This is a genomic window from Woeseia sp. D3-10 (assembly GCF_055809415.1).
In genome coordinates, this window is record NZ_JBVVTW010000007.1 from 1,831,037 (window position 1) to 1,857,076 (window position 26,040).

Annotated in this window: 24 protein-coding genes, 1 tRNA gene and 1 pseudogene; 15 read left to right on the forward strand and 11 right to left on the reverse strand. The window is 56.1% G+C overall.

Going from position 1 to position 26,040, the window contains the following annotated elements; all coding sequences use genetic code 11:
• Positions 1-16: 16 nt before the first annotated feature.
• Entirely contained in the window at positions 17-142 is a 126-nt protein-coding gene (locus AC0L8N_RS08660) for a hypothetical protein (protein ID WP_473667232.1), read from the reverse strand.
• Positions 143-748: 606 nt separating this feature from the next.
• On the opposite strand from AC0L8N_RS08660, the gene AC0L8N_RS08665 reads away from it, so the two are divergent.
• The 4 genes from AC0L8N_RS08665 to AC0L8N_RS08680 all read left to right on the forward strand — a co-directional run bounded on the left by AC0L8N_RS08665 (position 749) and on the right by AC0L8N_RS08680 (position 5,826).
• Positions 749-2,833, forward strand: coding sequence for a tetratricopeptide repeat protein (locus AC0L8N_RS08665; RefSeq protein ID WP_473667233.1), 2,085 nt, complete (start codon positions 749-751; stop codon positions 2,831-2,833).
• Between the two features lie 177 nt (positions 2,834-3,010).
• The gene (gene mddA / locus AC0L8N_RS08670; protein WP_473667234.1) at positions 3,011-3,769 is read left to right on the forward strand and encodes a methanethiol S-methyltransferase; all 759 of its coding nucleotides are present in this window, start codon (positions 3,011-3,013) and stop codon (positions 3,767-3,769) included.
• A 255-nt stretch (positions 3,770-4,024) separates the two neighbouring features.
• Positions 4,025-4,213, forward strand: coding sequence for a hypothetical protein (locus AC0L8N_RS08675; RefSeq protein ID WP_473667235.1), 189 nt, complete (start codon positions 4,025-4,027; stop codon positions 4,211-4,213).
• A 332-nt stretch (positions 4,214-4,545) separates the two neighbouring features.
• On the forward strand, positions 4,546-5,826 hold the full coding sequence (locus AC0L8N_RS08680; protein WP_473667236.1) for a pyridoxal phosphate-dependent aminotransferase: 1,281 nt from the start codon (positions 4,546-4,548) through the stop codon (positions 5,824-5,826).
• A 114-nt stretch (positions 5,827-5,940) separates the two neighbouring features.
• On the opposite strand, the gene AC0L8N_RS08685 is transcribed toward AC0L8N_RS08680, so the two are convergent.
• Positions 5,941-6,744 carry a thioredoxin family protein gene (locus AC0L8N_RS08685; RefSeq protein WP_473667237.1) on the reverse strand — a complete coding sequence of 268 codons (804 nt, stop codon included), beginning with the start codon at positions 6,742-6,744 and terminating at the stop codon, positions 5,941-5,943.
• 173 nt (positions 6,745-6,917) lie between these two features.
• Between AC0L8N_RS08685 and AC0L8N_RS08690 the strand changes: the two genes are divergently transcribed.
• The 4 genes and pseudogenes from AC0L8N_RS08690 (at position 6,918) to AC0L8N_RS08705 (ending at position 9,727) form a co-directional block, all read left to right on the forward strand.
• A complete protein-coding gene (locus AC0L8N_RS08690; RefSeq protein WP_473667239.1) occupies positions 6,918-7,742 on the forward strand; it encodes a DUF2797 domain-containing protein in 825 nt (274 codons plus the stop codon).
• Positions 7,743-8,462: 720 nt separating this feature from the next.
• A pseudogene (locus AC0L8N_RS08695) lies at positions 8,463-8,558 on the forward strand (PEP-CTERM sorting domain-containing protein); the annotation flags it as partial.
• A gap of 179 nt (positions 8,559-8,737) precedes the next feature.
• Positions 8,738-9,427, forward strand: a complete 690-nt coding sequence (locus AC0L8N_RS08700; RefSeq protein WP_473667240.1) for a transposase — start codon at positions 8,738-8,740, stop codon at positions 9,425-9,427.
• 51 nt (positions 9,428-9,478) lie between these two features.
• On the forward strand, positions 9,479-9,727 hold the full coding sequence (locus AC0L8N_RS08705; protein ID WP_473667241.1) for a DUF2797 domain-containing protein: 249 nt from the start codon (positions 9,479-9,481) through the stop codon (positions 9,725-9,727).
• Here the strand turns inward: AC0L8N_RS08705 and AC0L8N_RS08710 are convergent.
• Both AC0L8N_RS08710 and AC0L8N_RS08715 read right to left on the reverse strand, forming a co-directional pair.
• Entirely contained in the window at positions 9,671-11,200 is a 1,530-nt protein-coding gene (locus AC0L8N_RS08710) for a leucyl aminopeptidase (RefSeq protein WP_473667242.1), read from the reverse strand. The two genes, AC0L8N_RS08705 and AC0L8N_RS08710, sit on opposite strands and share 57 nt — an antisense overlap.
• A 408-nt stretch (positions 11,201-11,608) precedes the next feature.
• Positions 11,609-11,684 (reverse strand) — tRNA-Phe (locus AC0L8N_RS08715).
• Positions 11,685-11,851: 167 nt separating this feature from the next.
• Between AC0L8N_RS08715 and AC0L8N_RS08720 the strand changes: the two genes are divergently transcribed.
• The 4 genes from AC0L8N_RS08720 to AC0L8N_RS08735 are packed head-to-tail and all read left to right on the forward strand — an operon-like array spanning position 11,852 to position 14,998.
• Positions 11,852-12,388 carry an RNA polymerase sigma factor gene (locus tag AC0L8N_RS08720; protein WP_473667243.1) on the forward strand — a complete coding sequence of 179 codons (537 nt, stop codon included), beginning with the start codon at positions 11,852-11,854 and terminating at the stop codon, positions 12,386-12,388.
• Positions 12,385-13,119 carry a hypothetical protein gene (locus tag AC0L8N_RS08725; RefSeq protein WP_473667244.1) on the forward strand — a complete coding sequence of 245 codons (735 nt, stop codon included), beginning with the start codon at positions 12,385-12,387 and terminating at the stop codon, positions 13,117-13,119. Before AC0L8N_RS08720 ends, AC0L8N_RS08725 begins: the two co-directional genes overlap by 4 nt.
• Before the next feature lie 17 nt (positions 13,120-13,136).
• Positions 13,137-14,036 (forward strand): HEAT repeat domain-containing protein, encoded by a 900-nt coding sequence (locus tag AC0L8N_RS08730; RefSeq protein ID WP_473667245.1) that lies wholly within the window; start codon positions 13,137-13,139, stop codon positions 14,034-14,036.
• Positions 14,036-14,998: a HEAT repeat domain-containing protein gene (locus tag AC0L8N_RS08735; protein ID WP_473667246.1), complete on the forward strand. Its 963-nt coding sequence runs from the start codon at positions 14,036-14,038 to the stop codon at positions 14,996-14,998. The genes AC0L8N_RS08730 and AC0L8N_RS08735 overlap by 1 nt, the downstream gene beginning before the upstream one ends.
• Before the next feature lie 127 nt (positions 14,999-15,125).
• Here the strand turns inward: AC0L8N_RS08735 and ald are convergent, their stop codons facing one another.
• The gene (gene ald / locus AC0L8N_RS08740; RefSeq protein WP_473667247.1) at positions 15,126-16,247 is read right to left on the reverse strand and encodes an alanine dehydrogenase; all 1,122 of its coding nucleotides are present in this window, start codon (positions 16,245-16,247) and stop codon (positions 15,126-15,128) included.
• 138 nt (positions 16,248-16,385) lie between these two features.
• Here ald and AC0L8N_RS08745 point away from each other — a divergent pair, with 138 nt between their 5' ends.
• Positions 16,386-16,847, forward strand: coding sequence for an Lrp/AsnC family transcriptional regulator (locus tag AC0L8N_RS08745; RefSeq protein ID WP_473667248.1), 462 nt, complete (start codon positions 16,386-16,388; stop codon positions 16,845-16,847).
• Between the two features lie 12 nt (positions 16,848-16,859).
• On the opposite strand, the gene nhaR is transcribed toward AC0L8N_RS08745, so the two are convergent.
• Complete coding sequence (gene nhaR, locus AC0L8N_RS08750) at positions 16,860-17,777, reverse strand: transcriptional activator NhaR (protein ID WP_473667249.1); 918 nt, start codon at positions 17,775-17,777, stop codon at positions 16,860-16,862.
• Between the two features lie 780 nt (positions 17,778-18,557).
• Between nhaR and egtB the strand changes: the two genes are divergently transcribed.
• Both egtB and egtD read left to right on the forward strand, forming a co-directional pair.
• A complete protein-coding gene (gene egtB, locus AC0L8N_RS08755) occupies positions 18,558-19,823 on the forward strand; it encodes an ergothioneine biosynthesis protein EgtB (RefSeq protein ID WP_473667251.1) in 1,266 nt (421 codons plus the stop codon).
• A 9-nt stretch (positions 19,824-19,832) separates the two neighbouring features.
• Positions 19,833-20,804 (forward strand): L-histidine N(alpha)-methyltransferase, encoded by a 972-nt coding sequence (gene egtD, locus AC0L8N_RS08760; RefSeq protein WP_473667252.1) that lies wholly within the window; start codon positions 19,833-19,835, stop codon positions 20,802-20,804.
• A gap of 3 nt (positions 20,805-20,807) precedes the next feature.
• Here egtD and AC0L8N_RS08765 read toward each other — a convergent pair whose 3' ends face one another.
• From AC0L8N_RS08765 to AC0L8N_RS08785, 5 genes are all read right to left on the reverse strand, one after another.
• Positions 20,808-21,077, reverse strand: a complete 270-nt coding sequence (locus AC0L8N_RS08765; RefSeq protein WP_473667253.1) for an oxidative damage protection protein — start codon at positions 21,075-21,077, stop codon at positions 20,808-20,810.
• A 16-nt stretch (positions 21,078-21,093) separates the two neighbouring features.
• Positions 21,094-22,137 (reverse strand): A/G-specific adenine glycosylase, encoded by a 1,044-nt coding sequence (gene mutY / locus AC0L8N_RS08770; RefSeq protein WP_473667254.1) that lies wholly within the window; start codon positions 22,135-22,137, stop codon positions 21,094-21,096.
• A gap of 57 nt (positions 22,138-22,194) precedes the next feature.
• Complete coding sequence (locus tag AC0L8N_RS08775; protein ID WP_473667256.1) at positions 22,195-22,797, reverse strand: SRPBCC family protein; 603 nt, start codon at positions 22,795-22,797, stop codon at positions 22,195-22,197.
• The gene (locus AC0L8N_RS08780) at positions 22,787-24,970 is read right to left on the reverse strand and encodes an AsmA family protein (RefSeq protein WP_473667257.1); all 2,184 of its coding nucleotides are present in this window, start codon (positions 24,968-24,970) and stop codon (positions 22,787-22,789) included. Before AC0L8N_RS08780 ends, AC0L8N_RS08775 begins: the two co-directional genes overlap by 11 nt.
• Positions 24,971-25,096: 126 nt before the next feature.
• Positions 25,097-25,987, reverse strand: a complete 891-nt coding sequence (locus AC0L8N_RS08785) for a DUF4097 family beta strand repeat-containing protein (protein WP_473667258.1) — start codon at positions 25,985-25,987, stop codon at positions 25,097-25,099.
• Positions 25,988-26,040 lie beyond the last annotated feature (53 nt).

Sequence of the window (26,040 nt, forward strand, 5' to 3'; positions counted from 1 at the left end):
TCCAGGATAGCGGCGATTACGTGCCAACGAGAACCCGCTCCCCGATCTCTAGATCAACCTCGTACAGACCTTCAAGCTGGGCACTCCATGTAAAGAACGTATCGCGTTTCGGGTCATAGGCAATGCTGGTACTGCTAAGCAACGTTTCACCGCGACCGACGTCGGCGGCTACCAGCAGGTACCTGTCGCCGGTTGCCAGGTTTACAACGTAAAATTTGGACAGCCCCCCGATTACGACAGCGCGTGCGCCATATGTCAGAGGAACGAGTATTGATCGATCGGATCCTCCCCCGGTTTAGCGGACCACTGACCAGGGGCTAACGGCTACCACCTCGACGTATCAGTTTCGCGATGGTCGTCAACAGGTGAACGAAAAGGATAGTTGGATCACCCGTAGCGCCACTCTCTGAAGAATCAGTCCGGGCATGACCAGACTTGGAGTCCACACGAAGTTCTGCGGCATACCAGAATTTGGCCACAGACAGCGAAATGTGTCAGGTATCCGGCTCGGCAGATTAGCTTGATCGACGGCACCTGATTCTGGCTCGGCCACCAAAGCCGGCACAGAAAAGTCAGGACGTTGCTCGGCTCCTTACAATCCGTTTGCTCCAATGCGATACACTTAGCTTCATAAGAACAATGTTTACAATAACTTGAATGGGGCACGTGGTCGAAGGATCCAATCCGTGGCAACCCAACATTTGTACACTTCAGAAATGGCACAGTTGTCTAACAATCGGCGGCGACCGTGATCGACAAGAGTCCCGTACACGCAACTATAGTGCGGCTTCTCGCTACCTATGCGGTAGCTAGCTTCGTCGTGCTGCAGTTGCTGGATATCGTGCAAGAGCCGCTCGGCTTGCCAGTGGCCACGATTCGCTGGGTCATGCTATTCATTTTCATTTTTGCACCTTTTTCGGTTATCGCGGTAGCGTTGTATAGTCGCCGCAAACTTTTCGTTTCGGCGGATGCTGGCATCGAGGCCGATCAGCATGTTGTGTTTCGTATCGGTCACGCCGAACTGGACACAGCGCAGCGCCAGATCCGTTTTGACGGAACACCGGCGGACGTCCAGCCAAAAGTCTTTGACCTCATCGAGTATTTGGTCCGATTCAGAGATCGCGTTGTCGGCAAGGATGAGTTATTTGACAACATATGGCCGGCTGTCGTAGTTACAGAAGCCTCTCTCACCCAATCGATCAAACGTGCAAGAGACTTGTTTCGGCAGAACGGTTTTGACAACGATGTCATTCGAACCGTTTCGCGTAAGGGCTATCAGTTTGATTGTCCGACCGATGTCGCTGGTGCTGTGGCAGAGGGCCAAACAACAGTTTTGTCCGACGTCGTCCTGCCAACAGCCGTCGTCAGCCTGATTGCCGCCGTGCTCGGCTTCCTCGTATGGAACTCCAGCGACGATCAACCTTACCGCCCGATCACCAGCAACGCTGCCAATTCGCTGGTCGTTTTGCCGTTTGCGAACATGACTTCGGATCCGGAGTTCAGATACTTTTCCGATGGCCTCACCGAGACTTTGACTAGTTCGTTAACCACCGTCAGGAATCTGCGCGTAATAGCACGTGGATCCGCCTTTAGCTTTCGCGAATCGCAGCCTGACTATTCCGAAATTGGTCGAGAACTTAACGTTGCGCACATCGTGGAAGGGTCTGTGCAACGGAACAACAATGAGCTCCGAATATCGGCTCGCCTGATAAGAGCGCAGGACGGACATCAGCTTTGGTCGCAGATCTTTAGCCGCGCATCCAATGATGTGTTTGCGATCCAGGACGACATCTCCCTATCTATCGTTAATCAGATGTCGGGTTTGCTCTCCACGCGACTTGAGCTACCAGGTGGCGCAGTGGACGCCGCAGAACCAGCGGCGAGCGCCGAGGCGTATCGCCTCTTGTTGCTCGGCCGAGAGCAGCAAAAAACTGCGTCGGCCGGCAACCTGGAGGCTGCGGAAGAGAATTTTCGCGAAGCATTGCTGTTATTGCCGGATTACCCGGAGGCAATGCTTGCTTTGGCGGACACAATTCGGCTTCGCGCAGTTTTTGGCGAGTTACCGCGCGAATCAACGTTTGCCGAGTCGCTGAAATTGATTCGGGAAACGCTGAGGCGGCGTCCGGATTTTGGCGACGCCTACCTGGCGCTCGGTGAGATTCAACATCGGCATTTTTGGGATTTCGAAGCTGCGGCTGAGTCTTATGCAAGAGCGCTGGACCTCAGCCCAGGTAGTGCGGCCACGCACGCCGGCTATAGCCGATTTCTGAGCAAGTCAGGAAAATTCGGCCAGGCAATTGAGGAAGCTGAGATCGCGCTGGATCTGGATCCAAAATCAGCGCAATCCGCCTCTTCGCTGGCCATCCGACTGATTCGCGCCCGGCAACTGGATAAGGCGCGTACCGTGATCGACGCGTTGACGATAGCGCGCCCGAACTATGCGGACTTGCCATGGCTGGAAACGAATTGGCACATCCGCAATGATTCTTATCGCGACGCATTGGAATGGATCGCGCTTGAAGAGCTGGATTATCTCCGCCTGTCATTGTCCGCTATCACGCTGTTCAAGCTGGACCGAACGGACCAGGCACGCGAGGCCCTCGATAGTCTGATCGAAACGGATCCGGACGGAGCCGCTTTTCAAATCGCCGAGGTCTACGCTCAATGGGGTGACGCTGATGAAGCTTTCGAGTGGCTGGAGCGCGCATTCAGTCAGGGTGATCCCGGTATGGCGGAGCTCTATTCGAGCGTGAATCTGGAGAATCTTTACTCCGACAATCGTTTTGCGGACCTGGCAGCACAGATCGGACTGCCGCCGCTGGACCCAATCTAAATACCCCCTCGCGACAGTGCCAGCTGGCCACCTGACTGGCCAAAATTGCCTCTGGCAGGCCAATGTCACCGAATCGTCATGAAAGGGTTCCGGCATTGTCATGACTTCGAACAAGCTCCCGGCGAGACTGGCTTCCGTGCCAAGGCACTACCAATCAACGACTTACGGGAGCTCAACATGAAACGCACCAGCATCTTCCTATACGGGGTACTTAGCTACGCTTTGTTCTTCGTTACCTTTCTCTATTCCATTGGATTTGTCGGCAATTTGATTGTGCCGTTGTCCATCGACTCGGCGCCAACACTGCCTCTGACAAATGCCCTGCTTATCGACCTGGGGCTGCTGACGCTTTTTGCGGTCCAGCACAGCGGCATGGCAAGGCCCGCGTTCAAACGCTGGCTGACTCGATATATTCCAGCAGCTGCTGAGCGCAGTACCTACGTGCTGCTGTCGACCGTCTGCCTGGCGGTATTGATGTACTTCTGGGCACCACTGGGTGGTGTCATCTGGCAGACAACGAGTTCCTGGGCCGAAATGTCTTTGATCGGACTCTATCTGGCAAGCTGGGTCTTACTGCTGTATGCAACATTTTTGATCAATCACTTCGACCTGTTTGGCCTGCGGCAGGTGTGGTTCGCACTCCGTGAAAAGGATCTGCCGCCACTCCGTTTTGTCACGCCGGCGCTGTACCGAATTGTTCGTCACCCCATATATGTTGCGTGGCTGGGTATTGTGTGGTTTACGCCTACGATGACCGTGACGCACTTCGTATTCGCGGCCGGCGCAACTCTCTACATCCTGGTTGGCATCAAGCTGGAGGAACGGGATCTGGAGAACATCCATCCGGAATACAGCCAGTACAAGCGCAAGGTTCCGGGGCTGATTCCTTCATTCAGTCGCCGGCTGAATCCCGCTACCGATTCGCTTTCACAGTGAGCTATCGAGCCCCGGCTAATTGCCGGGGCCTGTTTTTCACGACAATGATTTTGAGGAGATCAACATGACAGTCAACGTCGCTAGCACTTTTTCCAACCTTCTTCGTAAATTCGGTTTGGCGGGCTTCGTATTCTTTTTTGTCAAAGGGACATTGTGGCTGGTCGCGCCACTTGTATTCATCTGGTTCAATTGACAGACATGACGTAGCGACGCAGTGTATTTGGTGGGACGAGCCACTTGCCCGGATCGTTAAGTTTGGCCGATAAAACCGTGACAATTGCCTTTAGTGATCCGGAATTTTACTGTGATGCTGAAAGGCTAAACCACCGATTTGCGGTTTTGCGAGTAATAGGGATCAAACCGGTTCTTTCAGCTGGCCCTCCTTGGCCTGCCGCGCTTTCCGGTCTGCACGGCACCGCTCAGACCCGCTTCAACCTGCTCTAAACAGCGAAAGGGTTCGATCCGATTATTCCTGCTCGTTGAGGTAATCGTTGCGGATTCCATAGATTGCACTTGCAGGGAAGCTTGCAACGGCGCTCACATGGTTCCAGATTGTGGCAATTTATGCACTACACGTACTGTCGACATATCGGTTGCATCACGAAGGGCAACGACTCTTACCGCAATGCGGACACTACTAAATGTACAGGCTTGGCAATCGCGGCATAGGCATGTAACAGTCCGCCGTGCGCAGTTGCGAACTCCGCCTACTTTCAAGTTGAATGTCGAGTAAATCGGTTCGATCCCATTCTTCTCCTTAATTTTTGGCGACGACCATGCTTAAGAACCTGAACAACAACATATCCGCGCTGAAACCGTCGGCGACACTGGCCATTGACGAGAAGAGCCTGAAGTTGCTACGCGAGGGCAGGGAAATATTTCGGCTTGGCTTGGGACAATCGCCTTTTCCTGTGCCGGAATCGGTAGTCGGTGCACTCCGGGCGCACGCCGGTGAAAAGGACTATTTGCCGGTCGCGGGATTACCGGCATTGCGGGAAGCTGTGGCAGGGCACCTCAATCGCGGACGCGGCACTTCATTCCACACAGACAACATTCTGATTGGGCCTGGCTCCAAGGAATTACTCTTTATTCTGCAGATGGCCTTTCACGGCGAGTTGCTATTGCCGGCGCCAAGCTGGGTGTCCTATGCGCCGCAGGCCGAATTGCTCGGCCTTAACGTGCACTGGCTGCCGACAACTATAGACAACGGCTGGCGATTGCAGCCCGAAGTACTTGATGACTTTTGTCAAAGCAATGGCAAGCATCCGAGATTACTAATACTGAACTACCCGAACAATCCGATGGGTACGTCTTATTCCGCTGAATGGTTAGCCGAACTTGCCGTCGTCGCGCGGAAACATGAATTGCTCGTGGTCGCCGATGAGATTTACTGGGAACTGTCTTTTGACGACAACCCTGGTTCCCTTGTCCGGCATTATCCGGAAGGAACGATACTCAGCACTGGCTTGAGCAAATGGTGCGGTGCCGGTGGCTGGAGACTGGGCGCGTTCGCGTTTCCCGATGAGTTGGCGACACTGCGCAATGCCATGACGACAATTGCCAGCGAAACGTACAGTGCCGTTAGTGCGCCAGTGCAATTTGCAGCCGTAACGGCATTCACCGGCAGCGCCGAATTGGATGCTTACCTGCATCACTCTCGACGCGTTATGCAATTCATTCTGAGTTCTTATGAAAACGCTTTACGGGATGTCGGAATTCGCTGTGCGCCAGCGGAAGGCGGGTTCTATCTCATGCCCGATTTCTCGGGTATCCGGGTTGAGCTGGAAGAATCCGGAATAACAAGCGGATCGTTGCTGGCAAACCGGATTTTGCAGGACACCGGCATCGCAAGTTTGCCCGGCAGCGATTTCGGGCTCCCGGATGATTCATTGATCTTGCGCATCGCATTGGTGGATTTTGATGGCGCGGCCGCATTAGCAGCCAGCGGCTTTATGACATCCGAACGGCCGTTGGACGCAAGTTTTCTGGCTAACCACGCTCCAGCTTTGAACACGGCCCTGTCACGTTTGCTGGGATGGATCTCCGGTATTCGGTAAGGGCGTCACTGAGAGTAAACAGCGTCGAGCCGATTTCTTTCGGCTCGTCTGTTTTGCATCGGCGCGATGCCATGTCAGTGTTCAAGCGGGGTGTCGACTAAGTCGGTTCGACCCCTACCCTTCCCACGACTGTGGGGCAAAACTGGGGAACGTGAGTTGAATATTCTTCTCGCCCGCTGCCACACGCTCGCGTGCTTCGACTCTCAGCTCGTGAACGGCTTTCGGAATGGCGCTTCGAAACTTGCGCAGCTCGTCCCATTGGTCCCTGTAGTCGTCAGGTCGGCTGTCAGCCTTGGTCGCGAGTAACGGGCCAACGACCGCGTAGCCAGCCACCAGCCGGTCCGCCAGTTGCTGCTCGAATTCGTCGATCTCTGATTCTAACTGGCGAAGTTCAGCCGACTCCGCGACAGACTTGGCAGGCGCACCATCGTCCAGCCATTTTTCAAAATAATCGACCGATGCCGACATATCGATGTTGTAGGCGTTGCCCCACTGGTGCCGATCCTCGTCATTGATGACCTGCCCGCTTGAGGGATCAATAATGAGTACTGTTGGCGTTGCGTAGTAATGAGGGACACCAAATCGCTGCATGACATCCCTGCCCTGCTCGTAGAAACCCACGCTAACAAATACCAGTTCGTAATTATCCTGAACAAGGTCTGTCAATGGCGACTGACCGAGGCGTGACGCGAGTGCGCGTGAATCGTGACACCAGTTCGCGCCCGCGACGACCAGCAATGGTCGACCGCGTTCTTTTGCACGGTCTAGCGCTTGCTCGACGTCAGCAAGAGGGTTCGCGGATTCCGGGTATCGACGCCCGTCGGAGTCGGTCTCTGCAGCCGAAGCGGTCCCAGCCGCCAGCCCCAGAAAAAGCGCCAGAGTCATGATGTAACGAAATTTTGTGTACCGGAGTTGCATGTACGTCCTGTTCCTTTTGCCTATGATTGCGCTCACGACATTACAAACTACGTTACTGAGCGACTGCTCTTTGTGCAAGCCTCGGGGTTTTGTCGAATCGAGGTGTCAGGTTTATTTGTTGAATCGACCTGACACCTTAATCGAATGCATTACAATCACGCCTGATCCGAACTATGAACGCTCTGGCCATCTCTATGAATTCCGAAGCACACGTTTCCGGCAACCTGCGAAAAATGCGTACCCGACTTGAGGGTGGCGCGCAGTACACGCTGGAGTTGGATGGTACATCGATCGATATGAACGCGAAGATCGGCAAAACGATCACGTTAAGTTTTGACGGCACCATCAACTGCATTGCCTGCGGCCAACTGACGAAAAAGTCTTTCGGCCAGGGCTTCTGCTACCCGTGCTTTCGGAACTCTCCGGAGGCCAGCGAATGCATCATCCGCCCGGAGCTCTGCCGGGCACACGAAGGCGAGGCGCGTGACATGGCATGGGCCGAGAAGTATTGCCTGGTCGAGCAGATTGTCTATCTTGCGAGAAGCTCCGCGATCAAGGTAGGCATCACGCGGGCATCACAAATACCCACTCGCTGGATCGACCAGGGCGCAACGGACGCGATCGTGTTTGCCCGCGTCCCGAATCGCTACACGGCCGGCCTGGTTGAAGTCGCCATGAAAGAGCACCTGACCGATCGAACAAACTGGCAACGCATGTTGAAGAATGAAGTGATCAATGCGGATCTCGCCGCCACGAAAGCATCGCTAATCGGCACGCTCGATGCCGACCTGCGCCGGTTTGTCGATAGCGATGACACCGTCTACTCCATCGACTATCCCGTTGAGCGGTACCCGGAAAAAGTAAAGAGTGTTGGCTTTGACAAGCAAGCGGAGATCGAGGGTTGCCTCGCCGGCATCAAGGGTCAGTACCTGATATTCGATGACAACCGGGTGCTGAACATCCGTAAGCACAATGGCTATCGCATCACCATGAGTTAGAGAAAAAACGGGGTCGAACCGGGGTCGAACCGCGATTAGTCCAGCAGTCGCGGATCGACGCTCGATTCTCCCCGTTCTAGAAAACCTCGGTTCGACCCCTAATTTCCAAAAGATCGAGATTCTTTACATATTGCCTTCCAAATATTTGCAGTGAGTTCGTAGGTCATTGATTGATAAGGCGGGAACAGTACTGGCGTGATTCTTGCAATTGTTTACCGGATAACAAATTTCTCTTGGGATAGATCAATGATAAGAATAAAAAACACCTATTTAGCGACACTGGCGGTCCTGCTGTTACCGATGGCGGCGAATGCTGATCCGATCGTTTACGATCTGGTTACCTATGCCCCCGGCGTCGGAAGCATTGTCAGCGGCACAGTCACCACGGATGGCACACTTGGAGCAGGACTTGATCCGTTAGCAATAATCACGGACTACAACATCTCACTGTTAGACGATAACGGGCCAGCTTCACTTAATTTTGCCGATGGTGTAACCGTCCACGGTGGAGCAACTCTTACTGTTACAGAGACCGAGATCGTTTTCGACTTTTCTCTTAGTCCGCAAGATAGTGACAATTTCTGGTGTTTCGGGCCTTGTGGTAATCCAAATGCCGTCGCATACCAGAACATTAGCTTAGTCCCATCCGAAATGTATGTACTAATCTATGCAAATAATGTGGGTACTCCCTCAGCGAGTTTTGTTGGCTCGAGGCTAGTCGCGAGCCGGACGGCGACTGTCCCAGAGCCCGGCACCCTCGCACTCCTGAGTCTTGGCCTCGCAGGCATCGGCTTTGCCAGACGCAAGAAAGCGTAAGCACTAACAAGCATCATCAAGAAGCCCCGCCCAGTGCGGGGTTTTTTGTACCTGCCCGAAAATTGGGGTCGAACCGAGGTTTTCAGCAATACCTAGCTGTTCTCGCCCTGATTCACCCTTGGCGAACCATTGTCACAAGTTGCTAACGTATTTCGCCAGCCCTTGCGAAGTGGTCCTTCATGCCTCGTCAGCCTCGTTACTTCATTCCGGGCATTCCGCAGCATGTCATTCAACGCGGCGTAGATCAGCAGGCAGTCTTTTTCGAGCCGGATGACTTCCAGCTCTATCGCAAAGCGCTCCTCACATCTGCAATGCAGACGCGCTGTGCTGTTCACGCATATGTGCTGATGACAAACCACACGCACCTGTTACTCACGCCAGGCACGTCAAGGTCGCTGCCCTTGCTGATGCAGGCGATGGGACGATTTTACGTACAGGCACTGAACAAGAAACACGATCGCACAGGGCCGCTATGGCAAGGGCGATACAAAGCCAGCCTGGTACAGGACGATCGCTATTTGCTCACATGTCATCGCTACATTGAGCAGAATCCGGTGCGCGCCAAAATGGTCGAGTCTCCGGCCGACTATCCGTTTTCCAGCTACGGCCACAATGCACTTGGGCGCGAAGATGAGCTGCTAACGCCGCACCCGCTGTACCTGTCGCTGGCACGCAACAACGCTCGAAGGCTGGCCGCGTATCAACAGCTATTCAATGATGTAATCCCCACGCATGAACTCGAGACGATTCGCACGACAACGAATGCCTGTCTCTTGCTGGGTGATTCCCGTTTCACGAAGCAGATTGAGGCAATGTTGGGGCGCTCGGTAAGCCCAGGAAAAAGTGGCAGACCGCGGAAAGGGGGTTAGTCGCGTTGAGGTGTAGAAGTCGCAGAAGGAAAATTTGGGTTCGACCCCAATTTGCTGGAGGGTTGCCTCGCCGGAATCAAGGATCATTATCTGATATTCGATGACAACCGCGTTCTAAACATCCATAAGCATAATGGTTATCGTAGAAAATGGGGTCGAACCGCGATTAGCCCAGCAGTCGCGGTTCGACGCTCAATTCTCCCCGTTCTAGAAAACCTCGGTTCGACCCCCCCTATTTTATGCCTATCGTTGATGATGCCGACGCAAGTATTCATCAAGCGCACGCACACTCCAGCCTGAATACCCCTTCGGTACGGTCGGCCGGGCTTCCTCCAGCAGGTCTACACCGGCGATATCCAAGTGAGCCCAGACCTGATCCTCGGCAACAAACGAACCGATAAATGCCGCACCGACACTGGCGCCAGGATTGCCCGCACCGCTGTTTTTGATATCGGCGTAGTCCGATTTGATTTGCTTGAAGTGCGAGTCATCCAGCGGCAATCGCCAAATCGCCTCGTTTGCGACGTCGGCCGCTTCGGTAAGTTGTTCGATCAATTCATCGTGACGACCGAAAACCGCGGCATAGTCATCACCCAATGCCCGGCCTGCCGAGCCGGTTAACGTTGCGACGTCAATCAACACGCTGGGCTTGTACGTGGCCTGGCCGTAGTGCACGGCGTCAGAAAGTACCAGCCGCCCTTCCGCATCGGTAGAAATGATCTCGATCGTGATACCGGACATCGACGTCAGGACATCACCGGGCCGGGTAGCCGTGCCCGAGGGCATGTTCTCTGCAAGTGCAGCCAATGCAACAACATTGATCGGCGCACCACGACGTGCGGCAGCCAACACGGTACCTGTTACAACCCCTGCGCCTCCGAGATCGCCTTTCATGGCCCACATACCGTCGTTGCCCTTGAGCGAGATACCGCCGGTGTCGAAAGTAATTCCTTTGCCAGCGAGCACAACCGGTGCACTGTTACCACCGGCCATGTATTCGATGATCAGCAGCCTGGGCGGGCGTGAAGAGCCTTTACCAACGCCCCAATGCGCGCCCATGCCAAGCCGCTGCAGATCGCCCTCGTCGAGCACTTTGATTGTGACGTTGTCGAGTCCTTTGAACAGCTCCTTTGCTCTGTCGACGAACACCTGTGGATAAACAACATTGGCAGGTTCCGAGGGCATGTTCCGCGCGAAGTAAACACCGGCGGCAAGATGCTTGAGGTCCCCCTCGAACGTCGCCTGTGAGTTGTCGTTACTCAGGAGGCGCACGACCGGCAGCGTGTCCGGATCAGTTTTGTCGGATTGGTACTTGTCGAAACGATAGCTGCGGAGCAAATAGCCAAAGGCGACACGCGCTGCGGTGGCGTCCCGATCGGCGTTGGCAACATCCCAGAGAATCTGCACGCTGCCACCTTTTGTTTCCGCCAGCAACGATGCGGCGGTACCGCCAAAATTCTCAGCAGCAGCGCGATTGACCGCTTTTGCTCCCAGGCCAATCAGGTCTATGCGCGAATAGGGTGCGACACCGTAAAGTGTCACCGTTGCATTCGCTTCGCCGAGAAACGACGATTCTGCCGCTGCAACCGCGAGTGCACCATTGGTTCGTTGGTCGATCGTCGCGGCAATGCCGCTTAGTGACTCACCTTCAACCACGGGCACGACTATTCGTCCGTCTGCCGGAATGTTTAACGACGCAAAATCAAATTGCTCATCAGCGTGAGATAAAGGGGCTAGTGCAAGAAAGGCAAGTAGTGCAGCAATCGTTTTCAAACTTATTTCTCCAGGAATATCCCGTCGACGAAAAGGCTGGCTTGCATCAACGAGTCTCGAACGAAAAACTTCTTCGCCAACAATAGCCGCGTACGATTCAATCTTCCAGAGGTCTCGAGCCGGACTGGATTACGGACCATGCGAATGAGACTGAAGGCACTGAGATTGCCAGGTTCGATCGAGTGCGGCTTGTCTTGCCGGCAGACCCCGCGGGAATATTTAGAGTAGAAACCAGAGGCGAGATGGACTCGCTGCGCTCACCCTGCGAGCGCACTTCGTGCGTCTGTCGGCGCTGGGCGCCTCGGTTGAACCACCGACACGCGGGTTTTCAATCCGCAGCTCTACCCTGCGGCTGCGCGGCCCCGCTACCTGGCCCGTGCCTTCGTTTCAGAACGCAAAAAGGCCTAGTGGTGGCCAGGGGCGGAATCGAACCACCGACACGCGGATTTTCAATCCGCTGCTCTACCAACTGAGCTACCTGGCCCCCACTAGGCCTTTTTGCTTTGCGAGGTTTCGATCCGGGGCCGGATCGAGCGGGGTATTAGACCTATGTTGCTGATTGCAGTCAAGAATAGCGCCTGAATTCCTCCATTCCGGGCGCAACGGGTGATAATTGCTAACAAAATCAGTCGCCCGGACATCCAAGTAACAATGGCAGCGGTACTGAAGCGCGGCAATAAGCCGACGCAGGCGGAGTTTCATGCGGCGATTTCGAGTCGATCGGATCGCTGGTTCGCCGCGTGCCTGCGGATTACCCGCAGCCGTGAGCTGGCCGAGGACGCGGTGCAGGACGCGTTGCTGTCCGCGTGGAACAAACGCGACCAGTTCCAGCAGGGCGCGCAGCTTTCTACCTGGATACACCGCATCGCCATCAACTCGGCGCTGCAGCTTATCCGCAAACAACGGCCGGGACGTTTCACGGCGCTGGACATGGATATCGAGAGTGACGAGGAATCGCCTGAAGAATCGCAAGCCAATGTCGAACTCGCGAAGACTCTGAATGAGGCCTGTGCGCACCTGAGTGAGATCGAGCGGGTCTGCTTCCTGTTAAAGCACATGGAAGAGTGGCGCTTGAAAGAAATCGCGGATTCGCTAGATACCAACGAAGGCACCGTCAAACAGGCCATCTTCCGGGCAGTGAAAAAGCTTCGGGTCCGGCTGGGCGGGCTGGAGAGGAACGCATCATGAATGATCAACAACTGATTCTCTATTACTACGCCGACGGGCTGAGCCGCGCCGAGCGGCTGGCGGTCGAGACGGCGCTTGCTGCTGACCCGGCACTGCGTCAGCGCTACGAGACTTTGCAGCGCGAACTCAACGGCGTGAGCGACGAAGAGTGCGAGCAGCCGCCCGAACACATGGTAGCTCGCTGGCACGACAGTATTGATCGCGCCGCGGCCGCGGAACGTAACCGTGCTCCGGCAAAGAGCAGCGGCTTCCACCTACCCTCTTTCGCCTGGGGCACTGCGCTGGCAGCCACGCTCGTCGTTGGCATTGCGATTGGCATCTACTTCAGCAGTAAACCAGCGAGCGACAACCTCGTTGAACCCGGCCCGTCCGTTGCCAATGTCGCCGAGCACCCCGACAACAGCAACGCATTCGCGCGCGGCTTGCAGGTGCATTTCCAGCAAAGCCGCCAGGACATCAGCGGCCTCCCCGCTGATTCAAGCGCGGAACGCGAGTTGCTGGTCATGCACATCATTCAACAGAATCGTTTGTTCGCCCGCGCCGCAAAAGAAAACAACTCACCCGAACTCGCGCGCGTGTTGCGCGCCTTCGAGCCCATACTGGCCCGCCTCTCTGCCGAGGATTTGTCACCAGCAGAAGCAGCCAGACTGCAAGCCAAACTCACGTTCGAACTCAACGTGATGCTAACCAAAATGAATCAGCCGCCGTCCAATAATTCCGAGTCCATCTAGTTTTCAGGAAGACCCTTATGAACAAACTTCAACAGTTAGTCGGCGCAAGCATCATCATTGGCCTGTCGTCTGTCGCCTTTGGCAGAGGCGACGGCTTGAGTGAATCCGAACAGCTAAAAATTGTCGCCATTGAATCGCTGATCACAGCGCCTGCCGACCGGGCGTTACCGCTCGTTACACGGGTACTGCGTGGCGACGACAGTGATGAGGTGAAAGAGCACGCTCTGTTCATCCTGAGCCAGATCGACAATCAGGAAGCACAGGATTTGCTTATCGAAGTCGCCCGCAGCGATAACGGCGAGTTGCGGGAAGAAGCCGTGCGCATGATAGGCATCAGCGGCAAGCCCGATGCGCTTGCAATGCTGAAGGAACTCTATCGCGACGGTGATAGGGACATGCGCGAAGCCGTTCTCGAAGCCTATCTGATTACCGACGATGCTGACGCCGTGCTGGCCATCGCCGAAGCCGCCGTGGATGCCGATGAGTTCGAGGATGCGGTGGAGACGCTCGGTGCGATGAGAGCTACCGAACACCTGCGTTCGCTGCGCAGTAAGAAGGGCATGTCCGAGGCACTGATCGAAGCCTACGCCATAGCTGGCGACGTCGAATCGCTGCGCGAACTTGCAATGGACAGCAGTGAACCGGAACGCCAGGCTGAAGCGCTCGAAGGTCTCGCTATCGCCGGCGACGATGATGCAAATCAAACCTTCATGAGCGTTTATCGCAACACCGACAACGATGATCTGAAAGAAGCCGCGCTCGAGGCAATGCTGATTTCCGGCTACGACGAAGGTGTGCTCCTGTTGTTCCGCGAAAGCACGGATGCAGCTGAGAAGCGTGAGTTGCTGCAAATGCTGGTGCACATGGACAGCGATGCCGTATGGGACATTATCGATGCCACTCTGGAGGACGACTGATGCGTACCTTCTTCACGGCCTGTTTGCTGATCACGCTTTGGCCAGCACCTGTTTATGCACTCCCCGGTGCGGCGGTCGATGGCTGGTACACCTGGCGCGTCCCGGTCGTCGATGACGCTCCGAACTGGTGCTGCGTGGACTGGAAGAGTGGCCGGTCGACGCCCGTCGCCTGCCAACTCGACAACCGCAACTATGGCTTCAGCAACACGGACGGCTACCTGCCGGAAACCGGGGAACTACAGATTTACGCATTGCTGGTGGATGGCAAAGTGGAGCGCATTCGACCTTTGAGTCCAGCCTGCCCCGTCGAAGCCAGCAAGCCAATTAGCGATCTGGGGCTGGTCAAGGCTGCCGATAGCCTCGACTGGCTGGCACCCTACGTTCGCAATGACGATGACAACGATGCACTGCCGGCTATCAGCATGCACCGGGGCTCGGAAGCTCTGAGTTATGTACGCAATCTTGCGTTGCACGATCAGAACACGGAGCTGCGCGAGCGCGCGATATTCTGGCTGGGTCAGGTGCGAATCGCCGATGGTAAAGACACGCTCGTGCAAATAATGTTTGACGACACGAGCACTGATCTTCGCGAGTACGCGGCGTTTTCTCTCTCGCAATCTAACGCTGTCGACAAGACCGAGCTGCTGACCCGGCAAGGTCGCACTGACAAAAATTCAGAGGTTCGTGGCCGGGCCTGGTTCTGGCTGGCGCAAACTGGGGCGGCAGAAAGCGAGGCCATCATTCTCCAGGCAATGCGGGACGACCGCAGCACGGAAGTACGTGAAAGTGCGGTATTCGCATTGTCGCAATTGCCGGACGGGCGCGGCATCTCCGGTCTCGTGCGCATAGTTAAGGACAAGACCATGGGTCGCGAGTTGCGGGAGCAGGCGTTGTTCTGGCTTGCAGAGTCGGACAGCGATGAAGCGTTCGCGCTTATCGACGGATTGTTGTCGGCACGCTGACAAGCCGCACTATTGGGAACAGCGACAGGCACAAAAAAAGCCGGGCTTGCGCCCGGCTTCAAACTGGCCTGATTCAGAGGGGGGAGGTGAATCAGGCAGCGTTCTGTAACCCTTATATTGCGGCCGATTATCCCGCTTTCAAGGCGTCTTCGGCCGACAAATACTGATAACCCAGCTCCTTGGCCACCGCTTCGTAATTGACGTGGCCGTCGTGGACGTTCAGACCCATCGCAAGGTGCGAATCCCGGCGCAATGCTTCCCGCCAGCCGTGATTCGCCAGCGCTTTCGCGAACGGCAGAGTCACGTTGGTCAGGGCAAACGTCGATGTACGTGGGACAGCGCCCGGCATGTTGGTCACGCAGTAGTGAACAACATCGTCCACGAGGTAGGTCGGTTCGGCGTGAGTCGTCGGACGACTGGTTTCGAAACAACCACCCTGATCGATCGAAATATCCACCAGCACTGCACCAGGGCGCATAGCCTTGACGTGCTCACGGGTAACGAGCTTCGGCGCCGCTGCGCCAGCGATCAAGACCGCGCCTATAACCAGGTCCGCGTCAGGAACAAGACGATCCATCGCGTCCTTGGTCGAGTACACCGTGTGCACGCGACCGTTAAAAATTGTATCCAGTTGACGCAAGCGCGGTACCGAACGATCAAGCACCGTGACATCAGCGCCCATACCAACCGCCATCTCCGCCGCGTGCGTACCCGCAACACCGCCGCCGACAACCAGCACTTTGGCCGGTGGAACGCCCGGCACACCGCCGAGCAACACACCGCGTCCGCCGTTCGCCTTTTGCAGCGCAAAGGCGCCAGCCTGAATCGACAAACGACCCGCTACTTCGCTCATGGGGGTTAACAATGGAAGTGAACCGTCTTTGGCGGTAACGGTCTCGTAGGCAATTGCCGTTGCGCCGGACTTGACGAGCGCCTCGGCCTGAGCCGGATCAGCCGCCAGATGCAGGTAAGTGAACAACACCTGCCCTTTCCTCAACATTGCGCATTCATGTAGCTGCGGCTCTTTCACTTTGACGATCATGTCAGCCGCAGAGAAAATTTCTTCGGGGGTCGCTAGAACGGTTGCACCCGCCGCTTGGTAATCTTCATCGGTCATGCCGATTCCGAGTCCTGCACCGGTCTCGACCAGGACTTCGTGTCCGTCGTGGACCAGCTCTCCAACACCCGCCGGGACCATGCCTACGCGGTATTCGAGAACCTTGATTTCTTTTGGCACGCCGATTTTCATTACTAGCCTCCCCTGTTTTTTGGTTATGCCACGCAATATACGCCCCCCTATGAGCAAGTTCCTTGCCGTATCAGTGACATATCCGGGATTTACTGGCATATTCTGTCGTTCAAACTCCTTTTTACACAAGATTCCCTCATGAGCCTGGACCGGTATGACCGCGCGATCCTGCAAGCCCTGCAGCAAGACGGCCGAATCAGCAATGTGGTTTTGGCGGGGATAGTTAACCTGTCCGAATCAGCTTGCCTGCGAAGGGTACGGGCACTGGAAGCGAAAGGATTGATTGAACGCTACGTCGCGTTGCTGAATCAGAAACAGGCTGGTTTGGCGGGCAACGTTTTCGTACACATAGCCCTGAACCGCGAAGAACAAAGCGAGCTCGCCGCGTTCGAAGAAGCCGTGCAGCATTTGCCGGAAGTAATGGAGTGCTATCTGATGACCGGCGAGTTTGATTATCTGTTACGAATTGTTGTCTCGGATATGGCTGACTTTGAGCGCGTGCACAACGAGTCACTCACTCGCCTGCCCGGCGTTGCGCGCGTGAACTCCAGCGTTGCCATTCGCACGGTACGCAAGACGACCGAATTGCCGATCGCGTAACACGCCCTGCCCTCAGCTCTTACTCAACCACGCCAGGTTGCTGGCGGCTGCCTTCTTGATCGCAACAACGGCTGCATGCCGTAACCGTCTTTCGGTAGAAATCAGATAGAAGCTCTGCGTTATCTCCGTCGTGCGACCAACAACGCCCACTTTGTAGCGCTGCAAGATGTCACTCTCCATCGCCGTAGGCAACGCGTAAACGCCGGTATTTGCCTCACCAAATGCGTTCATCAATGCGCTGTCTTCAAATTCTGCAACCGTGCGTGGCTGAATGCTGTTGCTCTCGAACCATTGCGCAAGGCTGTCCCTTAGCGCACAGGTTCGTGCTGGTAACAAGAATTCTGCGCGATGCAGGCTGTGCGGAAACCGTCCTTGATATTGCGCTACGGATCGACGGGCCGCGAAGAACGACAAACCCGATTCTCCCAGGAGATGGTTGTACGCTTTGACCGGGTAGCTGTTGTTTACCGGACTGTCGGTTAGAACAAGGTCGAGTTTGTGGACTGCCAGATCAGCGAGCAAGCTTTCTACCGGAGCTTCATGACAATAAAGCCGGACAGGCTGCTCCATCTTCAGGACCGGCTCTAAAGTCCTGTACGCAATCAACTTGGGAACCACCATTGCGATGCCCGCGTTACAACTGATCGGCCGACGAATCTCGCCGTCGCGCAACACTTCCTGCAGCTCTTCACCCTTGCGGAAAATCTGGTCGGCGTAGGCCTGCACAACGCGGCCGGTTTCCGTCAGTGCCAGTCCGCGGCCACTTCGCGTGAACAGCCGCTCGCCTATACGCTCTTCCAGCTTGCGCAACTGGCCGCTGATGGTCTGCGGCGTGACATGCAGGATGGCTGACGCACTCAGCAGTGAATCGGAGTTAGCAACCACCCAAAAGTAATGCAGGTGATTGTAGTTAAGACTCTTGCTGATCATTCGGTGCCTCCACGTGCGGGTAGCGTGGATTATAGGGCGTCGGTGCTGAAAGGAACTTCGTATTAATCGACCGACTATATCGGTTTTTTCGAAGTATTGGTGACCCTCGACTCTACGGCAATACCGTAGCAGGCACCGCAATAGAACCGACTATTCAGTTCTGATGGTTTGAAATACAGTGCCTTACAAGCTGTTGGACGAACAATCCGACAAGCAACGCTCACTTTCGAGCAGGCCCTTCCCGTACACGCTGAAGCGCTCTAACCAGCGATTACAGCTCACGCAGGGAAGGCCGGATGCCCCACGAAAACGGACTGCCGCAGTATCGTTCGGTATTAACGCCGACCTCACTGCGCCCGCTCACACGGCACAATTCGGGGAAGGGTTTCCCGAACCCGAAAGGAGCCACACAAACGCTCCGCAGACGAGGCGAGTTTCGCCCGCTCGGCCAAAGGACACTCCGTGCAGTCCCCCCTGCACAGCCTCCGGCGCGCCAGGTTCAGGTAGTCAGCGCATTGCCACAGGCTGTGACTTTGCAGATATACCTGTCCCTGGCGCTGCCGGCTTTTTTCGATACAGATACCGTGAACTCTGTGCCCGTGCTTCCGCAGCAATCAAGCTGAAAGCCGCAGCCAGCAGCGACCTGCCGTTCTGCCATTGAACCGGCCACGCGACCCGCGGTCTTAAGGGGCACACGACGAGCGCCGCACGATATCGGCGCTTTGACAATATACAGGGCAGCACTTACGCTGATTCGCCGCTTCCATCAGGACCTTTTCCATGCTGCCAGACAGGGAAGCCGCCACCAGTTCGCAGGCCATAGGGCCGTTGCTTTCGCGCTATCAGGAAGTCCGCAGTACAACCGAAAGACTGTGCAGCACGCTGGTGCCCGAAGACTTCGTCGTCCAAAGCATGCCGGACGTCAGCCCGACAAAGTGGCACCTCGCGCATGTAAGCTGGTTCTTCGAGCGGTTTGTACTCGAGCATTTTTCACCCGGGTACCGCCGTTATGACGAACAGTTTCACTACCTGTTTAACTCCTACTACTTCAGTGTCGGACAGATGCACGCGCGCCCAAAGCGTGGCTTGCTGTCGCGACCAACGGTAGATGAGATATTGCAGTACCGACAGCATGTCGACGAGCAGATGCATGCACTCATCGCACGCCGCGAGGGCGACCCGGAACTTGAACAGCGAACGACACTGGGCTTGCATCACGAGCAGCAACACCAGGAGTTATTACTGACCGATATCAAACACGTGTTTTCCTGCAATCCATTGCTGCCTGCGGTCAACCCCGGTCTCTCGATTCCGTCGGCATCAATTGCTGCGGACTTGCACTGGCAGGTCGGTGCCTCCGGGATTCAGGAGATCGGCACGAACGGTGATAGCGCATTCTGCTTCGACAATGAAACACCGCGGCACCGCGTGCTGCTGCAGGAACACAGTCTCGCGAGCCGACTCGTAACCAACGGCGAATATCGCGACTTCATTCGGAATGGCGCATACCGTAAGCCGGCGCTGTGGTTGTCGGACGGCTGGAGTGTACTCAATGAGCGTGGCTGGCAACGCCCGTTGTACTGGAGTGAGGACCTCGAACAGGAATTCACGCTGGCCGGCCTGCGCACGCTCGATCTTCACGCACCCGTCACACACATCAGTTATTACGAAGCTGATGCCTACGCGCGCTGGGCTGGCGCCCGTCTGCCACTGGAAGCGGAGTGGGAGACTGCCGCCGCCAGGGAGATCGAAGGTAATTTTCTCGACAACAACGTCTGGCAGCCGGTTGCGGGAAGCGGGCAGTTTTATGGCGATGCCTGGGAGTGGACCGCGTCGCCGTACACGGCGTACCCCGGGTTCGAACCGTTGGCGGGTTCGCTTGGTGAATACAACGGCAAGTTCATGTGCAACCAGATGACCGTGCGTGGTGGCTCCTGCGTGACGTCGCGCGAGCACATGCGGACAAGCTATCGCAGCTTTTTTTACCCCGACGCTCGCTGGCAGTTCCTGGGCCTGCGTTTAGCAAAAAGCGCCGCGCAGGCGTAAGGAACACCCATGTCACAGGAAGCACCGCAACTGGAACTGACTGAGCAGGACGCGGCAGTCACTGACGACCTCGCCGAGATACTGGCCGGGCTCAGCCGGGCGCAAAAGACACTGTCACCGAAGTTCTTTTACGACGAGGCGGGCTCTTTGCTGTTCGAACAGATCACCGAACTGCCAGAGTACTACCCGACACAAACAGAGCTGTCGATCATGCAGGATACAGTGCACGAAATGGTGGCACTGATAGGCGCGGAGGCCAGCCTTATAGAATTCGGCAGCGGCTCCAGTCTCAAAATCCGCTTGTTGCTGGAGCACATGATCAAACCGGCGGCCTATGTACCTGTCGACATATCCAGGGATCACTTACTGGCTTCTGCCGAGAGTCTGGCCGCTGATTTTCCGGATATAGAAATTCTGCCGGTTGCTGCGGATTTCACTCAGCCATTCGCGCTGCCGGATCCGGTCATCGCACCCGTTCGGAATATTGTCTACTTTCCCGGTTCGACCATCGGAAATTTTTCGCCTGAAGAGGCAAAGAGTTTGCTGGAAGTCATGCACGAGGAAGCGGGCGAGGGCGGCGCACTGCTCATTGGCGTTGACCTGCAAAAAAGCGTGGAGGTTCTGGAACGAGCCTACGACGACAGCGCGGGCGTAACCGCCAGTTTCAATCTCAATCTGTTGCAGCGGTTGAACAATGAGTTTGGAGCAGACTTCGACATTGATGCCTTCGAGCACGTGGCGTACTACAACAGCGCCAAGAGCCGTATCGAAATGCACCTGAAGAGCCTGCAAGCTCAGACCGTTACGATAGGCGGACGCAGTTTCAACTTCGAACCGGGCGAACTGCTGCACACCGAGAACTCGCACAAGTACACGCTGAAGAGTTTCAGCGAACTCGCCAGCAGCGCAGGCTTCACGGTGCACACAGTCTGGATGGATGAACGCGAGTACTTTTCTATTCAGTACTGCGTACGAGACTGAAACTCAAGCGTTCGGTACGAACTCTTTGGGCTTGGCCGAACCGCCGCCGAAAAAGAACTTCTCCATTTCGGTTTCAATAAATTTGCGCGCTTCCGGCTCAATCGGCGTCAGGCGATACTCGTTAATAAGCATGGTCTGATGCGCGACCCATTGCTGCCACGCTTCCTTGCTCACGTTGTCATAGATGCGCTTGCCCAGGTCGCCCGGGTACGGCGCGTAGTCAAGACCTTCGGCGTCTTTTTTCAGCAGGATGCAGTGTACGTTTCGTGACATGTCGAACAGGACCTTCTCAGTGCGTGATATCCAATTGTGCCAGTAATTTGCTAACCGGTGCTGCCAGGCCGACGTTCAGTGGCTGATCCAGCGGGTACCAGGCGCCCGGCAGGTCCGCCACTGTACGTGATACCCCTGAAAGGCGCACCGTAAGCGGTTGAATATCGAGATCGTAGTGACTAAAGCTGTGGCGTAGCAACGGCCATGATTCCACGGTCAATACCCCCGCATTGAGCCGGGTCTGCAGCCAGTCATCAACGTCTTCCGTGCTCGCTATCTCCGGCAGACTCCACAGGCCGCCCCAAATACCGCTCGGTGGACGTCGCTCGAGGAATACCGCATTTTCGTGCAGTGCGAGCAGCATAACCGTGGATTTTTGTGGCCGAACTTTCTGCGGTTTGCGCCCCGGGTAATCACTCTGGGTGTTGCTGGCACAGGCCTGACACGCCGTCCGCAACGGGCAGTCACCACAGCGCGGCCGGCTGCGGGTGCACAGCGTTGCACCCAGGTCCATGATCGCCTGAGTGTAATCGGCCACTCTCGATTCCGGCGTATGCTGTTCCGCTTTCTGCCACAACGCCGCAGCAACGGCGGCAATGCCAGGCCAGCCGTCAATGGCGTGATAGCGCGCCAGCACCCGCTTGACGTTGCCATCAAGAATCGCATGACGCGCATTGCGCGACAGCGCCAGAATCGCGCCCGCCGTGGAACGACCGATGCCGGGCAGGGCCAAGACCTCATCGAATTGCTCCGGGAACTCTCCGCCGTATTCCTCGCAAATCGTCACCGCTGTCTTGTGCAGATTGCGGCAGCGCGCGTAATAGCCAAGTCCTGACCAGTGATGCAGGACATCGTCGACGGGTGCGGTCGCCAGTCGCTGAATATCAGGATAGGACTGCATGAACCGGGTGTAGTAGGGGATTACCGTTGCAACCTGGGTCTGCTGCAGCATGATTTCGGAAACCCAGACCCGGTAAGGTGTGGGTTGTTGTTGCCACGGCAAGTCGTGACGACCGTGCAGGTCGAACCAGGCTAGCAACTGTTCAGCGAAAGTTTTCACGAAGTCATTGTCTGCTTGCCCGCGCGACAAGGAAAGCCGGGGCCTTGCATGAACCCGTTAAGGTTTCGGTTCCTTGCCCTGGGCAACCGCTTCGATACGATCAACAGCGTCGATGCCACCTGCGCGGAGTACGCGTTTGATCACGAACGGTCCTACTACCGGCGGCACCCAGAAAGCCGGTTCCAATTCGAAGTAGTAGGTCATCAAGGTGCCATCACCGTCGTCCTGCAACACCCAGCGTTCACGACTGAAATTGAAGTCACTGCTGTCTCTGTGTGCAATCGCGATAATTTCGGAGGGTGGATTAAGAACCAGATGGCCCGTGCGCCGCATAGATTTGCAGAACAGCAATACGCAGCCTTCCATACGCGTGAAAAAGCCCGGACGACCGGCATTATCCGGCGCCAGATTGCGCGTTTCCACAAAAGCCGACGTGAACTTTTCGAACAAGTCGTAGTTGGTTAACACCCGGTACAGATCAGCCCGCCGGACATCAAACCGCGCCCTTGATTCAAGTCGATAGCGATCGTTCTCGAATTCGACGGTAACCTTCTGCAGGTCGGCGCCAGTGACTGGCGACTGCACGGCAAGTAATGCCAATGCCGCCAGCAACAGGCCGAAGCAACCGCGTGCAGAGTATTGGAAAGTGCTATCTCTCAAGTAATTTCTTCAGCCTGTCCTTAAGCTGGTCCTCTACGCTCGGCTCTTCGGCGGGCTCTGCGCTGTCAGTCGCAGCACCCTCGGCCGTATCGCCTGCCGGCGCATCCTTGGGCGGCGCAATGCGGTCGAGCAATCTCTGACGCAACTCGTCACCTTTCTCTTTCAACGAGTCCTCCACTTCTTTGCGGAACATCGCTTCTATATCAGGCCGTACGCTGGGATCAGCCAGCGGTCCGCGCACGCGGACGGGTATCAGTGCTTCGGTGAACTCGGACAGTTCTGCGTCGGTGGCACCGCGCACAAACTCCGGGCGCTCGAGTACGCGAGCCTGTAATGCGTAGTCGATCTCGCCTGCCACGAGGTTCACAACACCATTGCCGGTAAGCTGCAGGAACGGCATTTCTGCCAACAAGTCGTCGTTGCTGAAGACACCGTCTGTGACGGTTCCGGTCGCTTTAACCGAACTGAACTCGGTCTGCACCGGCGTTTTCGCCGGAGGCGGCTCTTCGCGCTTGTACAGGGCACGGGCTGTGCGCAATTGCTGCCACATATCCACGCCCTGCCAGGCACCATCCGCCAGCTCGAATGACATAGTGCCGTTCAGATTCTGCCGCATGGCAGACAACGTTTTGCCGCGCGCCGTCAGCACGAAGCGGCCGGCGATGCTGCCGGTAATGTTGTCACGCTCGAACATGGCCTGCGCCAGCGGTGTCAGGCTGACACCGGTAAGTTGTTCGTTCAGCGACAGCTTGGGAGTCTCACCCGAAGCGTCAATACGAACATCACCTGAGTAGGTGCCGTCAAAAAGCTCTGCCGACAGCGGGTTGAGCTGCAGCTTGCCGCCACTCACGTTCAGACCGAGCTGCATGTTGGTAAAGAGCATGCCGGAAAATGTGGCTTCAGCAAGTCGTAAGTTGCCTCGCGCATTAAGGCCGCGGATCATTTCGACAGGAATCTCGAAGTCATCGGCAGCAGCAGAATCCGCAGCGGTATCATCTTCGCTGGCCGGCGCCATGTAGCGATCAACATCCATACGATCAGCGTTCAGGTCGAAACGAATCGGTGCATCACCACTCATTGGCAACGCCAGCTCACCCGTGATCGTGGTGTCGTCTAGCTGCATATTCATCTTGCCCAGGGTCAGGGCGCTGGCATCCAGCGCGGCATCCGCGCTGAACGAAAGTTTTTGCAAAGCATTCGGGTCAGCCGTTTCCGGCGCTTCGATGTCCAGCAAAGCAAGCAGCTCAGGCAATGAAAACTGTGCCACTTTAATGCCGGCGTCAGCCGTAAGGTCGCTGGCCCAGGACAACGCCCGCACGTCTGCGTCGACCGTCAGGCCCAACGCCGTCAATACCAGGCTGGTGGGTGCGAGCCGGCTGTTCTCGAGATCGACCTTCAGGGTCGCCGCAGCCAGACCTACCTCAGTGCTGTCTTTGGCAATACCGCTGACGACGCCGTCGATAACCAGATCATCGAGTGCGATGCTGGCGAAATCGTCCGCAATATTGGCCACGCCTGACATGACCAATTGGCCGCTGATGGCATCCGGCTTCGCGTCAAATGCAAACTCGCCGCGTACATCAAAAGGTGTACCCAGTGCGATACGCCCAGTGCTGAGATTAACTTCATTCAGGGTGTACTCGGCGCCGCTTTGCCTGTCGCGGTAGCGTATTTCAGCGCCGCTGATTTCTACGCTGGCGATATCGAGTCCCGCCAGCCCGGAACCTGAGGCATCATCTTGCGTCGCTGCGGCGCCTGCATCGTCACTGGACGCGAGGTCCTGCCAGTTGTTGTTGCCATCGCTGCTGACTTCAAGATTGAGTCGCAACGATTCGAGCGATGCCGTTCCAACTGCGATCTCGCGCCGAAGCAGTAAAGGTAATAAGCGCACGCTCAGCCGCGCCGATTCGAAGCTCGCAAAGGCTTCATCGTCAAAACCGGCCGCGTTGCCCAGGCGGGTTTCGCCCATCTCCACGGCAAGCCAGGGAAAAATGCTTACGGAGAGATCGCCTTCGATCGTCAGGTTGCGACCCGTGGCCGTTTCAACTTTCGCTGCTATTTCGTCACGGAAGTTGTTGGGGTCAACGAACAGCAGTATCGCGACTGCGCTCAACACGACCAACAGAACGATGCCGGCGATGGCCAGCGTCAGGACTTTGAATAAGCGGTTCATACGGCTCCGGGGGATTTGCAACGAACGGCGAAGGATATCAAATATCAATGACCGCCTGCGTGTGAGGCCGTTCCGCTTTTTTATGATTTACGGCTAATTCCGGGCCTTATTCGCCGCCAGCGTCGCTTAATCGCGACACATTTGCAGATCGCCGTTCAAAGTACGGATGGTGACCCGGGCGCTACCGCCACCTTCGGTGAACACCAGCTCTCGCCCTGGCGCGTACTTGCTGGTACGTCGTGATTCCGGCCCAAAGCAGTTGCGAATATCGCCATTGAAGGTTTCCACGTCGAAACGCGCGGAAATTTCGCCCGCGAACTCAATATCAACGTCGCCGCTAATCGTTTCCACGTCCAGCCGGCCCTTACTCAACAACTGTGCGCGAAAGTCGATGTCACCACTGGTAGTGTTCATGGCGACCCGCGTAAACCGACCTCCGGCTACCACCACGTCACCACTAACGGAGCCGGTTTCGATCTCACCCGACAAACCAACGATATCAATATCGCCACTGACCGAACCAATCGTTGCGTGCAGTTCTTTGTCATCACCGCGGACGTTTATGTCTCCACTAACGGTATCGATATCAACGTCCGACTCGAACGCGTAAGTATCAATGTCACCACTGACGGATTGCAGTCGCTGCGAACCGTGTATGTCGTTGGTCACGATGTCCGCGCTAACGCCGGCGATCTTGACTGAACTGTTTTGCGGCACGCGAATTTCCAGATCACTTGACGCTCCACGCGCATTGTTGCGCGGGATTTTGACGATGACTTTCACTTCATTGCCATCCCGCTCAAAGATCAGCTCTTCGACACCGCGACCAAGATCACTGTTGACCTCAACCTGATTACGCGACCAGCCTTTCACCTCGATTGTCCCGGCCGGATTGGAAATCGACACCAGCCCATCTTCGCTCGCGTCGATAATTTGCCGAATTTCCTCGGCGGCCACAAAAGCAGTACCGGCAAGGTACAAAGCAACTGCGACGAATCCTTTAATAGTCCTGCTCATTTCAGTATCTCGTGTGTCGGGTTCGTGCGCGTTGCCGCTGCACCCCTGCGAAC

Coding starts and splice junctions, on each gene's coding strand:
- mddA (WP_473667234.1), top strand. CDS start 3,011: ATGAAACGCACCAGCATCTTCCTATACGGGGTACTTAGCTACGCTTTG.
- AC0L8N_RS08680 (WP_473667236.1), top strand. CDS start 4,546: ATGCTTAAGAACCTGAACAACAACATATCCGCGCTGAAACCGTCGGCG.
- AC0L8N_RS08685 (WP_473667237.1), bottom strand. CDS start 6,744: ATGCAACTCCGGTACACAAAATTTCGTTACATCATGACTCTGGCGCTT.
- AC0L8N_RS08690 (WP_473667239.1), top strand. CDS start 6,918: ATGAACGCTCTGGCCATCTCTATGAATTCCGAAGCACACGTTTCCGGC.
- AC0L8N_RS08700 (WP_473667240.1), top strand. CDS start 8,738: ATGCCTCGTCAGCCTCGTTACTTCATTCCGGGCATTCCGCAGCATGTC.
- AC0L8N_RS08720 (WP_473667243.1), top strand. CDS start 11,852: ATGGCAGCGGTACTGAAGCGCGGCAATAAGCCGACGCAGGCGGAGTTT.
- AC0L8N_RS08725 (WP_473667244.1), top strand. CDS start 12,385: ATGAATGATCAACAACTGATTCTCTATTACTACGCCGACGGGCTGAGC.
- AC0L8N_RS08730 (WP_473667245.1), top strand. CDS start 13,137: ATGAACAAACTTCAACAGTTAGTCGGCGCAAGCATCATCATTGGCCTG.
- AC0L8N_RS08735 (WP_473667246.1), top strand. CDS start 14,036: ATGCGTACCTTCTTCACGGCCTGTTTGCTGATCACGCTTTGGCCAGCA.
- ald (WP_473667247.1), bottom strand. CDS start 16,247: ATGAAAATCGGCGTGCCAAAAGAAATCAAGGTTCTCGAATACCGCGTA.
- AC0L8N_RS08745 (WP_473667248.1), top strand. CDS start 16,386: ATGAGCCTGGACCGGTATGACCGCGCGATCCTGCAAGCCCTGCAGCAA.
- nhaR (WP_473667249.1), bottom strand. CDS start 17,777: ATGATCAGCAAGAGTCTTAACTACAATCACCTGCATTACTTTTGGGTG.
- egtB (WP_473667251.1), top strand. CDS start 18,558: ATGCTGCCAGACAGGGAAGCCGCCACCAGTTCGCAGGCCATAGGGCCG.
- egtD (WP_473667252.1), top strand. CDS start 19,833: ATGTCACAGGAAGCACCGCAACTGGAACTGACTGAGCAGGACGCGGCA.
- AC0L8N_RS08765 (WP_473667253.1), bottom strand. CDS start 21,077: ATGTCACGAAACGTACACTGCATCCTGCTGAAAAAAGACGCCGAAGGT.
- AC0L8N_RS08780 (WP_473667257.1), bottom strand. CDS start 24,970: ATGAACCGCTTATTCAAAGTCCTGACGCTGGCCATCGCCGGCATCGTT.
- AC0L8N_RS08785 (WP_473667258.1), bottom strand. CDS start 25,987: ATGAGCAGGACTATTAAAGGATTCGTCGCAGTTGCTTTGTACCTTGCC.